This is a genomic window from Paenibacillus sp. FSL R5-0407 (genome assembly GCF_038009185.1).
Taxonomy (GTDB): domain Bacteria; phylum Bacillota; class Bacilli; order Paenibacillales; family Paenibacillaceae; genus Fontibacillus; species Fontibacillus vini.
On sequence record NZ_JBBPAX010000002.1, the window covers coordinates 868430 to 884894 of the forward strand.

Annotated in this window: 18 protein-coding genes and 1 pseudogene; 7 read left to right on the forward strand and 12 right to left on the reverse strand. The window is 51.0% G+C overall.

Annotation, left to right across the window (positions count from 1 at the left end; all coding sequences use genetic code 11):
• Nucleotides 1-5 precede the first annotated feature (5 nt).
• Nucleotides 6-1235, reverse strand: coding sequence for an outer membrane protein assembly factor BamB family protein (locus NYE70_RS22915; protein ID WP_341048400.1), 1230 nt, complete (start codon nt 1233-1235; stop codon nt 6-8).
• 168 nt (nt 1236-1403) lie between these two features.
• On the opposite strand from NYE70_RS22915, the gene NYE70_RS22920 reads away from it, so the two are divergent.
• From NYE70_RS22920 to NYE70_RS22930, 3 genes are read left to right on the forward strand one after another with little or no spacing between them, the layout of a single operon-like run.
• Complete coding sequence (locus NYE70_RS22920; protein ID WP_211023682.1) at nt 1404-1799, forward strand: GntR family transcriptional regulator; 396 nt, start codon at nt 1404-1406, stop codon at nt 1797-1799.
• 2 nt (nt 1800-1801) lie between these two features.
• Entirely contained in the window at nt 1802-2902 is a 1101-nt protein-coding gene (locus tag NYE70_RS22925) for a DUF1648 domain-containing protein (RefSeq protein ID WP_341048401.1), read from the forward strand.
• 38 nt (nt 2903-2940) lie between these two features.
• Nucleotides 2941-4563 (forward strand): alpha/beta fold hydrolase, encoded by a 1623-nt coding sequence (locus NYE70_RS22930; RefSeq protein WP_341048403.1) that lies wholly within the window; start codon nt 2941-2943, stop codon nt 4561-4563.
• A gap of 124 nt (nt 4564-4687) precedes the next feature.
• Here the strand turns inward: NYE70_RS22930 and NYE70_RS22935 are convergent, their stop codons facing one another.
• The 4 genes from NYE70_RS22935 to NYE70_RS22950 all read right to left on the reverse strand — a co-directional run bounded on the left by NYE70_RS22935 (nt 4688) and on the right by NYE70_RS22950 (nt 7564).
• Nucleotides 4688-5506, reverse strand: coding sequence for an alpha/beta fold hydrolase (locus NYE70_RS22935; RefSeq protein ID WP_341048405.1), 819 nt, complete (start codon nt 5504-5506; stop codon nt 4688-4690).
• Nucleotides 5507-5649: 143 nt separating this feature from the next.
• The gene (locus NYE70_RS22940) at nt 5650-6069 is read right to left on the reverse strand and encodes an SRPBCC domain-containing protein (RefSeq protein ID WP_341048407.1); all 420 of its coding nucleotides are present in this window, start codon (nt 6067-6069) and stop codon (nt 5650-5652) included.
• Between the two features lie 136 nt (nt 6070-6205).
• Entirely contained in the window at nt 6206-6535 is a 330-nt protein-coding gene (locus tag NYE70_RS22945) for an ArsR/SmtB family transcription factor (RefSeq protein ID WP_213655529.1), read from the reverse strand.
• Between the two features lie 282 nt (nt 6536-6817).
• On the reverse strand, nt 6818-7564 hold the full coding sequence (locus tag NYE70_RS22950) for an IclR family transcriptional regulator (protein WP_211023692.1): 747 nt from the start codon (nt 7562-7564) through the stop codon (nt 6818-6820).
• A gap of 291 nt (nt 7565-7855) precedes the next feature.
• On the opposite strand from NYE70_RS22950, the gene NYE70_RS22955 reads away from it, so the two are divergent.
• Nucleotides 7856-8893: an alpha/beta hydrolase gene (locus NYE70_RS22955; RefSeq protein ID WP_341048408.1), complete on the forward strand. Its 1038-nt coding sequence runs from the start codon at nt 7856-7858 to the stop codon at nt 8891-8893.
• A gap of 92 nt (nt 8894-8985) precedes the next feature.
• Complete coding sequence (locus NYE70_RS22960) at nt 8986-10263, forward strand: Fe-Mn family superoxide dismutase (RefSeq protein WP_341048409.1); 1278 nt, start codon at nt 8986-8988, stop codon at nt 10261-10263.
• Between the two features lie 45 nt (nt 10264-10308).
• On the opposite strand, the gene folE is transcribed toward NYE70_RS22960, so the two are convergent.
• The 7 genes and pseudogenes from folE to NYE70_RS22995 all read right to left on the reverse strand — a co-directional run bounded on the left by folE (nt 10309) and on the right by NYE70_RS22995 (nt 15244).
• Complete coding sequence (gene folE / locus NYE70_RS22965) at nt 10309-10902, reverse strand: GTP cyclohydrolase I FolE (protein ID WP_211023698.1); 594 nt, start codon at nt 10900-10902, stop codon at nt 10309-10311.
• 49 nt (nt 10903-10951) lie between these two features.
• Nucleotides 10952-11188, reverse strand: a complete 237-nt coding sequence (locus tag NYE70_RS22970; protein ID WP_211023700.1) for a YneF family protein — start codon at nt 11186-11188, stop codon at nt 10952-10954.
• Nucleotides 11189-11281: 93 nt separating this feature from the next.
• Entirely contained in the window at nt 11282-12319 is a 1038-nt protein-coding gene (locus NYE70_RS22975; RefSeq protein WP_290408347.1) for an HD-GYP domain-containing protein, read from the reverse strand.
• Between the two features lie 23 nt (nt 12320-12342).
• Nucleotides 12343-13524 (reverse strand): annotated as a pseudogene (gene queG, locus NYE70_RS22980) (tRNA epoxyqueuosine(34) reductase QueG); the annotation flags it as partial.
• A 47-nt stretch (nt 13525-13571) separates the two neighbouring features.
• Entirely contained in the window at nt 13572-14015 is a 444-nt protein-coding gene (gene rnhA / locus NYE70_RS22985; RefSeq protein ID WP_213655532.1) for a ribonuclease HI, read from the reverse strand.
• 34 nt (nt 14016-14049) lie between these two features.
• Complete coding sequence (gene lepB, locus NYE70_RS22990; protein WP_290408346.1) at nt 14050-14670, reverse strand: signal peptidase I; 621 nt, start codon at nt 14668-14670, stop codon at nt 14050-14052.
• A gap of 127 nt (nt 14671-14797) precedes the next feature.
• Nucleotides 14798-15244 carry a GNAT family N-acetyltransferase gene (locus tag NYE70_RS22995; RefSeq protein ID WP_211023706.1) on the reverse strand — a complete coding sequence of 149 codons (447 nt, stop codon included), beginning with the start codon at nt 15242-15244 and terminating at the stop codon, nt 14798-14800.
• A 369-nt stretch (nt 15245-15613) separates the two neighbouring features.
• Between NYE70_RS22995 and NYE70_RS23000 the strand changes: the two genes are divergently transcribed.
• Nucleotides 15614-16228, forward strand: a complete 615-nt coding sequence (locus tag NYE70_RS23000) for a superoxide dismutase (RefSeq protein ID WP_341048413.1) — start codon at nt 15614-15616, stop codon at nt 16226-16228.
• 22 nt (nt 16229-16250) lie between these two features.
• On the forward strand, nt 16251-16463 hold the full coding sequence (locus NYE70_RS23005) for a hypothetical protein (RefSeq protein WP_211023710.1): 213 nt from the start codon (nt 16251-16253) through the stop codon (nt 16461-16463).
• Nucleotides 16464-16465 lie beyond the last annotated feature (2 nt).

The window sequence follows — 16465 nt, forward strand, 5'->3', positions numbered from 1 at the left end:
ATCGTTCACTTAATCGCAAACAGCTTGGTTGTCCCGCCCACATATAAGGTTCCATCCTTACCGAGAACCGGCGGCGAGGCTATGTTCTGATAGAGCGGCAGCTTCCAATTCGTCTTTTTCGTTTTCGGATTCACCGATTTGACGCCGGTACCATAGATGAGTAACGCATTCTGGTTTTTATCCAACAATACGGTGTTTACGCTATAATCCTCACTGAACGGAACATCAAACGGGCTGAGCGACCATACCATCTTCCCTTTTGCATCGTATACTCTCTGTCCGAAAATATAGGTTCCATTTACCCCAATGGTCGGGCCCACCCCGTTATTCGATTGAGCTTTGGCAGGCGCCGATATTTTTCGGATTACCTTTCCGCCCGAATCAAACAAGTGTAAGGCCTCATTGGTTTGAACGTACAGGGTCTTATTCGTATAAACCGGCGGCGTGAAGTTATACTCTCCTTTATAGGCCGTACTCCCGATTATTTTCCCTGCCTTATCCATTCTTATCAGCTTGCCGTCGTTAAAATCAATCACCGAGGTCCGCTTGCTGATTTGTCTCTTGATCCCCTTGGAAGCGGTAAAGTAAATCGTATTCTCCGCAATGATCGGAGAGGAAACGCTTATGTATTCATAATTCAGTTGCGTAGTGACGTCAAATGCCGGCTCCCCTTCCGCAGTAATTCCTACGATTCGAGCCTCCTCCTTGTTTTGGACAGACTGTGTCCGTGAACCGGTTAATACGATAAGCCCATCAGGAGACACATACGCATCTCGTGAAAAGCTATTAAAATCGGAGTACTTGTTCTCCCATATTAATGCTCCATCCGTCGCATAGGCGGAAATCGTGGAGTTGATTTTACTTCCATCATTATCGTAAGTCGAAAGGATGATCGTATTATCCTGATAAAGCATTAGGCCGTTGGAATCGCCCTGCAATTCAACCCGCCACTTCACCCTCCCCTCCGGAGAAACCGCAGCCAGCATCCTCGAAAAGTTGTACTTTGAAACGACATAAATCACGCCTTCGGAATCGATCACCATATTGGAAACATCCTTCCCGAGATCAACCGACCATTTGATCTTCGGTTTGGCTGGAGACGGATAAGCGGACTGCCGGGACCATTCATTTCCGGGATGAAGAGAAGTTTTACCTGACTCTGCTCCCGCTTCCCCTGCCGTTAAAGAAACAATAGTGCAGACAAGCAGGGTGATCACGGCTTTTCTGAACTTCATGGAACCCCTCCTATATTCGCTGATTTTTATACAACTATTATCGGTATCAGCTACCAAAGATTAAAGTCGGCATATTTTAGTCCCTATTTTAAAATTAAAACTTTACACATGGAAATACGTCTGTTATATTCAATGTATAACAGTTAGAACAAAAAAAGGAGGGTTCTCTTGATTATTGAGCTTGATTTGCAATCAGAGGTCCCCATCTATACGCAGCTGGTCAACCAGATCATCGAAGGCATCGCAAGCGGGCGGCTTCAGCTCGGCGAACCGTTGCCCTCGGTGCGCAGCCTGGCCTCCGATATCGGAGTAAACCTGCACACGGTCAACAAGGCATATACGCTGCTCAAGCAGGAGGGCTATATTCAGGTTCACCGCCAGCGAGGGGTTGTCGTTCACCCGGATGGGATGCCTCCGGTTACCGAGTCATTTGCCGATAAACAGCGCAGCGAACTGCGGCCCATCATTGCTGAAGCGATCTGCAGGGGTATGGGCAAAGAACAGATGCTTGACGTTGTGGAAAGCCTCTACAAAGAGATTACGGAATACAGAGAGGAGAAATAACCATGCAAATGCTATCCGCCCTGCTGCTTATCCTGATGTTTCTGCCGGTCATGATATCCATGGCATTCATGCCTTATCTCACCAGAGAAACCGTCAGCTTCGGGGTCTCCGTCAGCGAGGATAACTACCGCAGCGAACCGCTGCGCCGGCTGCGCAAGACCTACGCATCGATCAGCCTGACCATAAATGCCATTCTATTCATTCTCTGCATTTACAGCTCGGTTCAATCGAAGGACGGCTTGGAGCAAAATACGGCCCTCGGAATTTACATCTCGATCATGGTCGCTGCCTCCATCGCCTTAAATCTAATATTTCACTTTAAAATGAAAAAACTTCGGTCATCCCTTCCATCGACGCCTGCGGCTAAATCCGTTCTCGCTGTGGATACGGGCTTCCGCCGAAACAAATTGATCCTGTCCAACTACTGGTTCCTTATCCATGCCGCGGTCATTGCGGCCAGCACCCTGATCGTGCTGGTGAATTACGATAAAATTCCGTCCACCATCGCGATGAAGTTCGACTTCCAAGGCGAGGTCATCAACAGCGCAGCCAAGTCTTATTGGACCGTGCTTTCTCCTAACTTGATGCAGATCGTGATGACCCTGATCTTCCTGTTTATTAACTGGAGCATTTTGAGAAGCAAACAGCAAATCTATGCCGGGGATCCGGAGCGGTCCATTCGGCAGAACACCTTGTTCCGCCGCAGATGGTCGTTGTTCACCATTGTGTCCGGTCTTGCGATGGTATTGTTGCTCTCTTTTATCCAACTGAATATGCTGCATCCGATGGATACGGGTGTGATTCTGTCCGTCAGCATCGCCATTCCCGCATTCGTCGTGCTGTTCGCCGTCACGCTCTCCTTCAATACGGGTCAGGGCGGCAGCCGGATCAGCCGCAGACCGGCAGGCTCCAAGGTACAACCTGTGGATGACGACAGCCATTGGAAGCTCGGCAGCATTTATTTCAATCCTCAGGACCCTTCGATATTCGTGGAAAAAAGAGCAGGCATCGGCTGGACGATGAATTTCGCCCATCCGGCCGGTTGGATCGTCCTCGCGGGCGTTGCGATTGCCATTGTGGCATCCCTTGTTTTCTCGGGCTAAACCAAATTCATATATTCTAGATTCTGGAGGGATTTCTCATGTCTAAAAACAGGAAAAACACGTTAAAAGCAGCCGCCACCGTTACCCTGGCTCTAAGCCTTACGCTTCCTGCAGCGTCGGCTCTCGCCGCTTCCCCGGCACCCGTTTCCCAAAGCGGAACCGCTCTTGCCCCCTTACGGGAGACGGCAACCGGACTTGGAGCAACCGTACATTGGGATCAGAATAAACAAACAATCACGGTCAAAAAGGACGCCCATGTCCTGGTTCTTCAACCCAATAAGAAAGAAGCTTTGCTGGACGGCCAAACCGTTACTTTAAACGACGCCGTTAGAATCGTATCCGGGCAGACACTGATCGAACCCGCTTTTATGAATAAAATATTTCCGACTGCCGAAACTCCGGCCGACCCGGCCGATGACTTCATGGACTTGTTGAAGGCCGGAAACGGAACCGAAGCCGCGGCTTATGTAAGCCCGGAAGCAGCTGTTCTTCTGTCGGCGGATGTGCTCGGCAAGCTCTGGTCCAACTATGAAAGTATTTTTGGAAAAGTGTCCGGTCAAGCCGTAAAAACCGAAGCAACCAATTCGGTTCACCGCAATGTGACCTATACATTCCAAGCGGCTAACACTCCGTTCCTTGTGACCTTAAGAATGAACGCTCAGGGACAAATCGATGATTTCTTTGCCAATACCGTCACACCATCCCTGTATCAAAAACCGGCTTACGACAATTCCGACGCATACACCGAGCAGGAAATCACCGTAGGCGAAGGGTCCATGGCTCTTCCGGGCACGCTCACTTTGCCAAAAGGGGACGGCTCCTTCCCTGCCGTCGTCCTTGTTCACGGCTCCGGGCCGCATGACCGCGACTCATCCATCGGCAGTGCCAAGGTGTTTCGCGATCTCGCCGCGGGACTTGCTTCGCAGGGTATCGCCGTGCTGCGCTACGACAAAGTAACATATGAGCATTCCATGAAGGTATCGGCCGATCCGAAGTTTACCCTGAAGCGGGAAACGGTGGATGACGCGTTGGCGGCCGTGAAGCTGTTGAAGAACAGCGCCAAAATCGATGCTTCCAAGATTTTTGTGGCCGGTCATAGCCAAGGCGCGTTCGCGGTACCGATGATGATCGATGCCGACAAGAACGACGATATTGCCGGTGCAATTCTGCTCTCCGGCCCGAGCGGCAAATTTGCCGACATCCTGGCGCTGCAGCAGAAGGAACTGGTGTCCCGCGTAAAACAAAGCGGCCTCGACGCTACGCTTTTCGAGCAGCAAGCCGCTCAATATACGGCGGTCGCCGATATGGTAAACGACCCGAAATACACGGTCGACAACATGCCTGCGAATTTCCCGATGCCTCCGGCCTACTGGTGGTATGAACAAAAGAATTATGTCCCTTCCGAAGTGGCCAAGAAGCAGACCGGCCCGCTCCTTATTCTCCAGGGAGAGAATGACTGGCAGGTTCCATTAGGCCAGCTTGACGGTTGGAAGCAAGCGCTGAAGGACCGCACCGACGTAGAATACAAGTCCTATCCAAAGATCAACCATCTGTTGGCCGAGTATGACGGAATCTCAATCGGTTCGGAATACTACCAGCCTTCCAACGTATCTAAATCGATCGTTGACGATATCGCTGCCTGGGTGAAAAAGACTAAATAATCTTAAAGGATATGACGCGCTTGCACTGATGATGGTGCTGGTGCTGACTTAAACAAACAAGCCCTCAGAATGAGGGCTTGTTTGTTGTCTATATAAGAGTACATTTGTGATTGAAGTCGAAGTCTTAGCCGAGGAAGTATCGTCCTATTTCCGCCGCCAAAGCTTCCGGCGCCATCATCACCGCAGAATGGTCCTGGCCTTCAAGCATCCGGTATTCTCCTTGTTCCAGCAGGTCCGCCAGTGCTTTTGCCGCTTCGTGGAGGAAAGGGGGTGAATTTTCGCCTGAGGTAACGCTTACCGGGATGTTGACCTTCCAACGGTCGGCCGGCAAAGGCTGTCCGGATTGAGTACTGCCCATAATTTGCCCGTCATAAGCCAGTGTATGAGCCATCGAGCTCATTTTGTCCCAGGACGGGTCCGCCTTCATGAACTCGATATATTCGCCAGGCACGCCTACCGCTTCGGTCATAAAATATTCCACAGCGCCGCTTCGATCATCCTCGGCCACCAGGCGGTTTAAAGTATTCACATATTCCGGCGAGACCGGAGGACGGCTCTCATCTACAATGAACGGAGGCTCGTATAAAAAGAGTTTATTCACGCCGCTCCCCAATTTGCTTGCCGCTTCCAGGGCCAATACCGCTCCGGAAGAGCTTCCGAAGAGAAACGCGCTCCCGCCGGCTTCTTTGATCAACGCATGGATATCTTCCACTTCCCGGTCTATCGCATAGGGTGAAGCTTCATTGCTGCCGCCGCGTCCCCGGCGGTCAAAATTGTATACGGTAAATTGTCCGGCAAGCCGGGCTGCCAATTGCTCGGCATCTGTATGATCTGCAGTCGCGGCGGCCACCAGAATAAGTGCGGGACCTTCGCCCTGCTTAACAAAGGCAATCTTCGTGCCATCTTTCGAAATTACGCTATTCTTCGATTGAATCATTTCCATGCTTCATACTTCCTCCCTAGAAATGTTTAATATTAATGCGTGTTCAAAAAGTCGACTTTTTAGCACCGAGAAGGTTCAAGATTCGATGCCGGGTATGCAACCTGAATCACTTCGTGATCAAAAGATTACTTTTTGAACAACCTCTATATCAAGTGATTCTCGAGCCGGGTGAGCGTCTCCTTATATCCCTCTATCATGCCCATGGCCTCGGCGGACTCCAGTTGTTTTACCTTTTGGAATCGGGTAGTTATGGTAAGCTTCGTTCCTCCGGCAATCTCTTCGAAAGCAATGATCGTCGGCATTTCGCTCCCTTCGACGACATTCCAATCCCGATCCGTAAACGAATCGATATAATAGAGCCGGTATGGCTCGCTTACCTCGCAATATGTAGCTTTGCAATACGCTTCATCGCCTTTGCCGTCGGCCGGTGCCAGGCTGTACCGCCAAATGCCGCCGGGTCTCACATCCATTTCATAGACGGTTGCCGTAAAATTTCCGGGCCCCCACCAGTGCACAATATGCTCCGGCTTGGTCCATCCTAGCCAGGCAAGCTCCCGTTTCACGGCAACAGTGCGTTCAATGATAAGCTCCCGCCTATCCAAATCTTTGGTGACCTTTGTTTTTTTCCTGATGAGGAGCCCTCCTTACCCGATCGATCTGGTCGTTAAACGAAAACGAAATGAAAATGTAATTACTCGCTTACTCCTCTCCTTGGATTTGAATCAAGTAATCTTCAAAGCTGTCAAGTCGATCTTCCCATAAACGGCTGAATGAATTGAGCCAGGCGTCCAACTCTTGAAACGGTTGTGCCTCAAGACTGTAAATGCGTTGCTGCGCCTTACGACGGACACCTACCAGTCCCGCTTCGCTTAAAATGCGCAAATGCCGGGATACCTGAGGTTGGCCAAGTTTTAGTTCTTCTACGATGTCGCTAACCGAACGTGGTCCGAGCTTCAATAGCTCCACTATGTTAAACCGGTTAGGCTCTGCAATGGTGAACAAGGTTGTTTGCAAGGCTAAAGTATTCATGTCCACAATATACACTTAAACGTATATACATGTCAATGTATATAATGCATAAAAAAAGACCGCTGATCCCAACCTCGGATCAACAGCCTGCTTATTAGTTTAAGTTCGTGTTCAAAAAGTCAGGTTTTCAGGACCAAGAAGGTTGGATGAAGCTAGGGACTGAGTAGCGGAACGTACATGAGGTACGTGAGCAACGGAAGGCCCGGCTGAATTCAAGATTCGACGTCGGATCCACTTCATGATCTGCTTCGTCATGGAAAGATGACTTTTTGAACAACCTCTTTAAGTATGAATCATCATGCCCATTTCCCGGGCCGTTTCGATCAAGACCGGAGCGAAGTCCTCCAGCGTCTGGGGCGACAGTCGGCTGACCGGTCCGGAGACGGAAAGGGCCGCGGCGACTTTCCCGGTCCGGTCAAAGATCGGGGCCGCTACCGCCGCCGCGCCGGGCTCCCGTTCCTCATAGCTCGTGGCGTAGCCGAGCTTGCGGATCTCCTGCAGCTGGGCGACATATGCGGGCCGGTCCACCGCTGCCGGCCAGTCGGCGCTCTCCAGCACGGCGCGGACGATCGCCTCCTCCGCATAGGCAACCAACACTTTGCTGGATGCTCCGACGTACAGGGGCAGCCTTGCACCGACCTGCGCGACCCGACGGATCGCCTGGTTGCTCTGTACCGCCTGAATGCGCAGCCGGTCCGTCCCATCGCGCAAATACAGGCTTACCGTTTCTCCGAGCCGGTCGCGAAGCTGTTCCATTTGCGGCAGCAGCAGGATGGCCGGATCATCATTTTGGGACAAATGGGCTGAAAGCTCCCATATTTTCAAACCGAGACGGTATTTCTCCGTCGCCGAGTTGCGGATGACGAACCCCTTTTCCTCCAACGTAGTCAGCAAACGGTGCACCGTACTCTTATGAAGTCCGATTTCACCCGCAATCTCGGTCAGGCCCAGATCGCTGTCCTTCGTAAAACACATTAATATATCAAGCGCCCTCTCTACGGCGCGTACAGTAAGTTTCCGATCTTCCATCAGGAAACCACCCCTCCTTAAGTTTCACTGCATGAAACGCGGTTACATAAATTATAAAGACAGGGACAGGGTTCCGTCAATGAATCACAGCCAATTATACCCTTGCATTGACATAAAGGACGCCTCATCATACGATAATTTTATAGGATTCGTCTCGTTTCGACATATTCCGATTATATTCTTGTCATCCGGTTATATATGAAATATTAAATTTGAACTTTTTTGTTCGTAAGGGAAGCCCGGCTTTAAGGAACATATATTATTATCAGATATTTATAAGGAGGGGGAATCATGAGCCAAAGCAACCGGAACGATCTTCCCCTGTCCGGAGGTCTTAAGGAGAAAGAAATACCCGCTCTTGAAATCAGGCGCATCAGCTTCAAGCATATTATTGTGGCCTTGATGTTATCGGTTCTGTTTTTCCTGCTCTTCTGCTTCGTTTCTCTGCATGGATATATCGCCTGGGTATTGTCCAATCCTACGGTAGCCCCGATCTATTCCAATCCGAAGCTATCCAAGAACCTGGAGTACGAGGATATCGTCTTCCCTGCCGCCGACGGCAGCAGAGTCATGCATGGCTGGTATATTCCGGCCGCCGACTCGAACCAAACGATCGTTTTCAGCCACGGCTACGGAGCCAATCGCGAGGAAACCTGGATTCCGATGTACGACCTCGCTCACTACGCTCACCGGCTGAACTTTAATGTAGTGATGTTCGATTACGGATTCGCCGCGCAAAACAGCAAAGAGGTCGCCACAGGAGGCAAGAAAGAAGCCCAGCAGCTGCTCGGTGCCATCCAGTTCGCCAAACAGCGGGGAAGTCAGGAGATCATCGTCTGGGGCTTTTCCATGGGGGCGGGTACCGCACTGCAAGCCGCCTTGACGAGCAAGGATATCGACGGAATGATCCTTGACAGCACTTTTCTGCTTGAGCCGGATACGATGTATCATAACATTCGCCAGCATATCGATCTCCCGCGCCATCCTTCACTTGAGATTATCGGAATGCTGTTGCCCGTGCTGAACGGTACGAGCTTGCGGCAGATTCCGTATCCCGAGGTCAAATCCAAGGACTACCCCTTCCCGATTTACTTTATTCACGGGACGGAGGATGAGAAGGCTCCTTACCCGATTGCCGAAAAACTGGCGGAAAACCAGACGAATCCCGCTTCCGGCGCCTGGATCGTGGAGGGATCCCATCATGAGCTTATTTTCCGCGAGCATCCCAAGGAATACTTGCGTATCGTTTCCACCTTTCTAAGCCGGGTAGGACAGTCCCAGCATGAGGGTCGGACTCAAGACCAGCCGGCAGAAAAAGACACTGACTAACCCAAGCATAAAGGCCCGTTTCGAATGGCATAGGCCAGGCCATCCCCGGAATACAATGTACACAACGATACATTCCGAGGAGGTTTAACCCGATGCTGTTTGTTTACGGGCCTTATTTGCCTGTCCGCATTTTGGAAGAGATTCGTTTCTGGAAAGAACAGGAGACCGAGCATACCGATGTCATCAAAGCGATTGTTCCCGGTTTGGAGCCGAACTTTGTTAAACTGCTGGACGAATGGAAGCAGGTATTTGCCTCTACCCAACAGGCTGCAGATCAGCTGCTCCAATTCGGCGTTTCCTCCAAAGAAGCAGCCTGCGACCCCTGGCTGATCAAGGAGACCGAAAGAATACTGGGAGCATCGTTCCGGCAATCCCAGGAATTTATCCGCCAGCTGTATATCATTCTCGACCAGAGCGCTGCCGCTAAGTCCGTCCCCCTTGCGAAAACCGTCCTGCTTCATATCATCCGCGAGTCGGAATATTTCCTCGGTGTGCTGGAAACGCTCAATCGTCCGGGACAAATCGCGAACAGCATGGCCGAGGCCCAACCGTTCCTTGGCCCTTACCGGCCGGAACAGGAGCAGGCTGCCGTCATTTCCGGTTCCGCACAGCAAGATGATATTCCTTCGGCCAGTCACCAACCCACGGCCACTATCTCACTCGCCCAGGTTCAGCAATTTGACCGGAACGACAAGGATCCGAAGAGTGAAACGGAATCGGAGCAAGCCCTGATCAGCAGCCGTCCCGTCCCAATTGGCGGCCACACGCTCCCTCCGTTGCCCTATCCTTACAATGCGCTTGAGCCCTACATCGATGAAACAACGATGCGCATCCATCACGACAAGCATCATAAAACCTATGTGGACGATTTAAATAAAGCGGAGAAAAAACTTCAGGACGCCCGTAAATCCGGTAATTTCGATCTAGTCAAACATTGGGAGCGGGAGCTTGCTTTCAATGGCGCGGGCCATTACCTGCATACGATCTTCTGGGATATCATGAACCCCCAAGGCGGCGGAAAGCCTGAAGGCGAGCTGATGGAGCAGATCAAACGCGACTTCGGCAGCTACGACGCCTTTCATAAGCAATTCTCCAGCGCTGCGGAAAAGGTCGAGGGCGGCGGCTGGGCCATCCTTGTCTGGAGCCCGCGCAGCCATCGACTGGAAATTCTCACGGCGGAGAAGCATCAGAACCTGTCGCAATGGGACGTCGTCCCTCTCCTCCCGCTTGACGTATGGGAACACGCTTATTATCTGAAGCATCAGAACAATCGCAAGGATTATATCAGCGACTGGTGGAACGTCGTCTATTGGCCAGCCGTCGCGGAGCGGTATGGAAAAGCGAAGCAACTAAAATGGCAGCCGTATTAACGGCTGCCATTCTTGTGCGATCTATTCAAATTTCAAATGCACTTCTTACTCTTTAATCAAGGACAGAAATTCCGCCCGCGAAGCAGCTTCCGTACGGAAGGTTCCCCGAACCGCCGAAGTAACCGTCTTGCTTCCCGGTTTCTTGATACCCCGGGCGCACATGCACAAGTGTTCTCCTTCAACGACAACCATTACGCCTTGAGGCTTGAGGACCTCGTCCATAATGTCGGCGATTTGCGACGTAATACGCTCCTGCACCTGCAGACGGCGGGTTACCGCTTCTACCAGACGAGCCAGCTTGCTGAGCCCGGCGATCTTCCCGCTCGGAATGTATCCAATATGCACTTTCCCGAAGAAAGGCGCCATATGGTGCTCGCATTGGCTGTAATATACGATATCCTTTACGATAACGAGCTCCTCATGGTTCTCTTCAAACGTAACTCCAAGCACGTCCCGGGGATCGACTTCATATCCGCCGAAGATTTCCTCGTACATCCGGGTTACCCTCGCCGGCGTTTCGAGCAGTCCTTCCCGCTCCACATCTTCCCCGACCAACTTAAGAATCTCGCGCACGTGATGCTCAATCTGTTCCCGGTTGTCTCCCACTCGAGAGTTGACATAATCTTTTACTCCAGCCATTTCAGCGCCTCCTCCTTTCGATTCAATCAGCCACCATGGTACAGCGGCATTACTTTTTCTTGCGTTTTCCTCCTGCAGGAGGCATTTGACCCTGGTTCTTCATCATTTGCTGGGCTTTCTGCATTTGCTTGCCGTTTAAATTATACCCCATTTGCTTCGCCATCTTTTGCAGCATTTGCGGATCAGACTGCATCTTCGTCAGTTGTCTGCGCAAATAAAAGACCCCGATTGCAAAGCCGCCGACCAAACCGACGATTAACGTAATAATAGGAATTACGATATCCATTGCTTAAGCCACCCCTGTATCAATCTCAATCTTCTGGCGCCAAGCTATACAGCTAGCGCACTCAACATATCATAGCATTCAAGAAGATGCGATTCAAGCCAGAACCGCTTCGATAAACACCGTCGTTTCCGTCGCCAAATCCACTTCTTTAACTTCCATATCCTCTCCCGAGCCCCGTATGACTCTAACAGACGGACGTCCGGGTAAACCGCGATGCTGGCTGACGACAACCCCCGTCTCCTTGGTCGAAAGCCGAACCGCCGTACCGTTCGGATACACCGACACGATACGGGTAAACTCCACCAGCACGTCGCGGTCAAGCGTTTGTTCGGAGCAAGCCATCAGTTGCTCGCATGCCTCGTGAGGCAGCATCGGACGCTGTCCTCCGCTCCCCCCGCCGCCGATGAGATTATCGTACATATTGGCCGCTGCCACAATTTTGGGAAACAGATGTATCTCTTCCTTATTCAATCCCCTTGGCAAGCCTGTCCCATTCAGTCGTTCATGATGCTGAAGGGCGGTATGCGCGATGAGCAGGTTAAACTCCCGCTTATGCTTGAGAATTTCAAACCCCCGCCAGGCGTGGTGCAGCTTCACGTCCTCCGGATCGGCATCCTCGGGCAGCGGTTTGCTTTTCCCGATGTCATGAAGAAGCGCTCCGATAGCCAGATCTTTCAATTGGCCAAAATTAAGTCCCAGATTAAGCCCGATCATCGCGGACACGAGACATACATTGACGGCATGCAGATATGCCGCATTGTCGGCCGTGCGAATCTCCGTCAGTTGGACCATCACCTCTTTATGATTGAGGACATCCTCCAGCAGGTGATCGACGGACGCGCTGATTTTACGTGGATTCCATTCCTTGCCCGACCGGACCGCTTCCAGCGTCTCGCTCATTTCACGGAATACCGCCTGTTTCGTCGATTCGCTTAATACATCTTCAATCTCGATATCTTCATAGTCGGGATCCTTGATGTAAAGCATCGTAACACCGATCCGTTTCAGCGTATTGATCATATAGACCGTCAGCTGAATGCCCGCCGAAAGGAGCACAGTCCCGTTCGCGGAATATACCGTCTTGCCTAAAAGTTGACCCGGTTCGATATCCTCAACGCTTATGAATCTCATGTCTTATCCCCCTAGGTAACGATCTCTTCCAGTTTGGCGCGGGCTGCCTCCAGCCGTTCAAGCACTTCCGGATCGGCCTCGCTTCCGGCAGCTTTAATCACCGCTGCCAGCGCTTCTTCTCCTCCGATACGGCTTAAAGCCCAAGCTGCGGTTCCCCGCAAAACCGGCCGGGGATCGTTATCCATGATATCTATTAATTTCGGCACGGAGGACAGATCTTTGAAGTTCCCGAGCGCGATTACCGCATTTCGTTGAATCGGCTTCTTACCTCTCCAAGCAGCAGCGCTGTTTCCGAATCGTTCTTTAAATTCCCGGTTGCTGAGGTCAAGGATAGGCAGCAGGAGCGGCTTCACAGTTTCCGGATCGGGCTGCAGCTCGGGGCGATGATACCAAGACTTCCCTTTGTTCTTAGGGCAAACAACCTGGCATGTATCGCAGCCGTAAAGCCGGTTGCCGATTTTCACCATGAATTCTTCTTCCACAAATCCTTTGGTCTGAGTAAGAAAAGAAATGCACCGCTGCGCATTCAATTGTCCCGGTCCGACCAATGCCCCCGTCGGGCAAGCATCCAGGCATTTCGTACAATCCCCGCAATCCTCTGTCACCGGTGTATCCGGAGGAAAGGGAATGCTCGTGATCAATTCTCCAAGGTAAATCCAAGAACCCCATTTGGGCGAGATGATCGCACAGTTCTTTCCGGAAAAGCCGATCCCCGCACGCTCGGCCACCGCCCGGTCCGATAAGGCCCCGGTATCGACCATGCTTTCAATGCGCGCCTCCGGTACACGCTCGGCGATAAACGCTTCGAGCTTCGCCATGGCCTCCCGGAGAACCTGGTGGTAGTCCAGTCCCCATGCTGATCTGGCGAGAATTCCCCGGCGGCTCCCCGGCTCCGACTTCGGCGGATTTTCCATTTTGGACGGATAAGCGACTGCAATAGATATAAGCGATGCCGGCTGTTCCAGTGACAGCTCGGGATAGATTCTCTTGTCCAGATCCGGTTCTTCAAAGCCGGATTCGTATCCTTTATCCCGCCGGTCCTGCAAAATGGACTTCAACGATAAAAACGGGTCTGCGGCAGCAAACCCGATGTCATCGATGCCGAGCGACGGCGCGGCTTCCTTGATTTCCCGCTTTAGCTCTTCCCATACGGACCGGCCCGCCGCCCTGTCTTTGGCCATCAAGTTTTGTTCGGCCTTCGCCATCGTCACAACCTCCTTTTTGCGTCATTCTAAGATGATTTTTTCTCCCGTTATTTCGAGGACAAACGTTTAATTGCTTCCCGCGCCAGCAGGTCGCAATGATTGTTAAGCTCATTGTCGCTGTGGCCTTTGACTTTGACATATTCCACTTCATGAATTCCCATCAGCCGCCACAATTCCTGCCAAAGCTCCTTATTCTCAACGGGCTGTTTCTTGCTGTTCTTCCAGCCGTTCTTCATCCAACCGTGAATCCAGCCTTGCTGAAAGCAATTGACCACATAGGCGGAGTCGCTGTAAACCTTAACCTTGCATGACTCCTTAAGCGAACTCAGCGCTGAAATGACAGCCTGAATCTCCATCCGGTTATTCGTTGTCATCGGCTCGCCGCCGGACAGTTCCTTTCGATGACCGTTATACAGAAGCACGGCGCCCCATCCTCCCGGTCCCGGGTTTCCCGAACAGGCACCGTCCGTATAAATCATAATTTCCTTCACGAAATAACCTCCACCATTTTCTCTTTCTTTGGTATTACAAACCTCTTATCTTGGTAATCGGCCAAAAGACGAATTCCGCCCGGCCCACGATATCCTTCTTATTTACGTTGCCGAAGTAACGGCTATCTTTGCTCTGTCCGGCGTGACGATTATCCCCCATGACGAAATATTCGTCCTTTCCCAATGTCACCGGAGCCAGGTTGCTGTCTTCAATCGCCGTATCGGTATAAGGCTCGCTCTGCGGCTGTCCGTCAACCAGCAGCTCGCTGCCGCGGATTTCCACCGTTTGTCCGGGCACGGCAATCACCCGCTTGACTAGAAACGGCTTTTTGTCGGGGCCTGTGCTCGGATCCCGGAGCACCACGACATCGCCGGCGTGAGGCGGCGTAAACCAGTAAACGATTTTGTCTACAAATAGTCTTTCCTGCTCCTCCAGCGTCGGTTCCATCGATTGCCCTTTTACCATGGACAGGTTGAACACAAATACATTCAGCAGCAGCATAATTACGAATGCGATCGCCACCGTCTTGAGCAAATCCCAGAGCTCTGTCGCCCAGCCTCTATTGGCCTGTACCGTTTCCTCAGCGGAAGCTTTACCCGCCTGTTCCTTCTCTATCATATCCTCCTCGGTCGGAGGAGAAGTCATCGGTTCCATGAAGCACCTCATCAATAACATTTTAAAAATGATCTAATAATAGAAAAGCATATCCTGCACCCATTTGCAACGGGCGGAAGATATGCTTAAGTCCTGCAAAAATTAGCAAGATCGAATAATTCCTTCTTTATCTGGATCCGGACAACGAGCTTACCGCAGCGATACCAAGCTTCTGGAATGCCTCCAGAAATTTGCTTGCGCCGTAGCCCATAGCTTCATACAACGGGGCAATCGCTTTGTTGTGCGGGTCTCCGGCAATCATAATTTGGCGAATATTGTACTGCCCGAATCGCTGTTCCATAGCAGTTACGAGATTTTTGCCTACTCCTTGACGGCGGTAATCCGGATGAACGACGGTACGATAGATGAACCCCGTATTTTGGTCGATCGTTCCGATCAACGTACCTACAATTTCGCCATCCTCCGACTCAGCTATCATAATCAATTCCGAGTCCCAAGACAGCTGTCTGGCAAAAGCCCGTTTCGTGTCTTCGTAGCAATCCTCCATTAAGGCTACCTGCAAAAGCTCCATCACTTGATTAACATCACTCAATTGGAAGGAACGAATACGCATGCTATGATCTCCCTTTTCTCTACACATGATAGATTCATGTAAAATGGACGGCTGACGTTTTTACATCAACCGAATAATTGAATCCAGACAAAAATCGAGAAAAAACTGCTTTCTTGTCCATTAAACCATAATTATCTCCCGAATACACCATTTTTCTTCTGAAATCGCTTTATATAAAGCGTTTACATTTATTTTTTTAAAATATTTTTCTAATATTGGGAATGAAAATGCATAATTTCTGACTATTTTCCAATAATAGGATTGTTAAACCCCGGTTTACATTTCGTTAGCTCATCCCCGAAAAGGGTAATAGTTTAATGATCCACAAACAATCCATTACTAAAATTAAAACTTGGAGGTACAACGAACATGGCTCATGAATTGCCCGACCTTCCCTATCCTGCAAACGCGCTGGAACCTCATATTGACGAGCAGACAATGAATATTCATCATGACCGGCACCATAATACGTACGTTACCAATCTGAATGCCGCTCTTGAGCAGGCGCCGGAGCTGCAAAGCAAAAGCGTGGAAGAGTTGATTTCAGACCTGAACAGCGTACCTGAAAATATACGCACCGCGGTTCGCAACAATGGCGGTGGCCATGCCAACCATACCTTGTTCTGGCAGGTCATCGGGCCGGGCGGCGGCGGAGCCCCCACAGGAGCCGTTGCCGAAGCCATCGATCGCGAATTGAGCGGATTCGACAAATTTAAAGAAGATTTTACAAAAGCGGCAACTACCCGCTTCGGCAGCGGATGGGCCTGGCTGGTCGTCGGTAAGGACGGAAAACTTGCGATCACCAGTACCCCGAATCAGGACAACCCGCTATCTGAGGGCCTGACTCCCATTTTGGGGTTGGACGTCTGGGAGCATGCCTACTACTTGAAATATCAAAACAAACGTCCCGATTATATTTCGGCCTTTTGGAACATCATTAATTGGGACGAAGTAAACAAGCGTTACGAGTCAGCAACAAAATAACACCACCCCAGGAGGGATTCCCATGTCAACGGACAAGCAGCATGGTTTGACGAACGATCCGCAGGAGATGCTTAAGGCCAAGCATGAGGCGGACAAGCAGAAGCAGCAGTTTACGAACTTTGCCCGCAGCGTCAGCGGAGATACCCCTGTCGACAATGGCCAGGTTTCGCCGGACAAGCACCATGAACCCGACCAGCAGAATAATATGAAGGATCAGGAGAATCGCATGATCTGAGG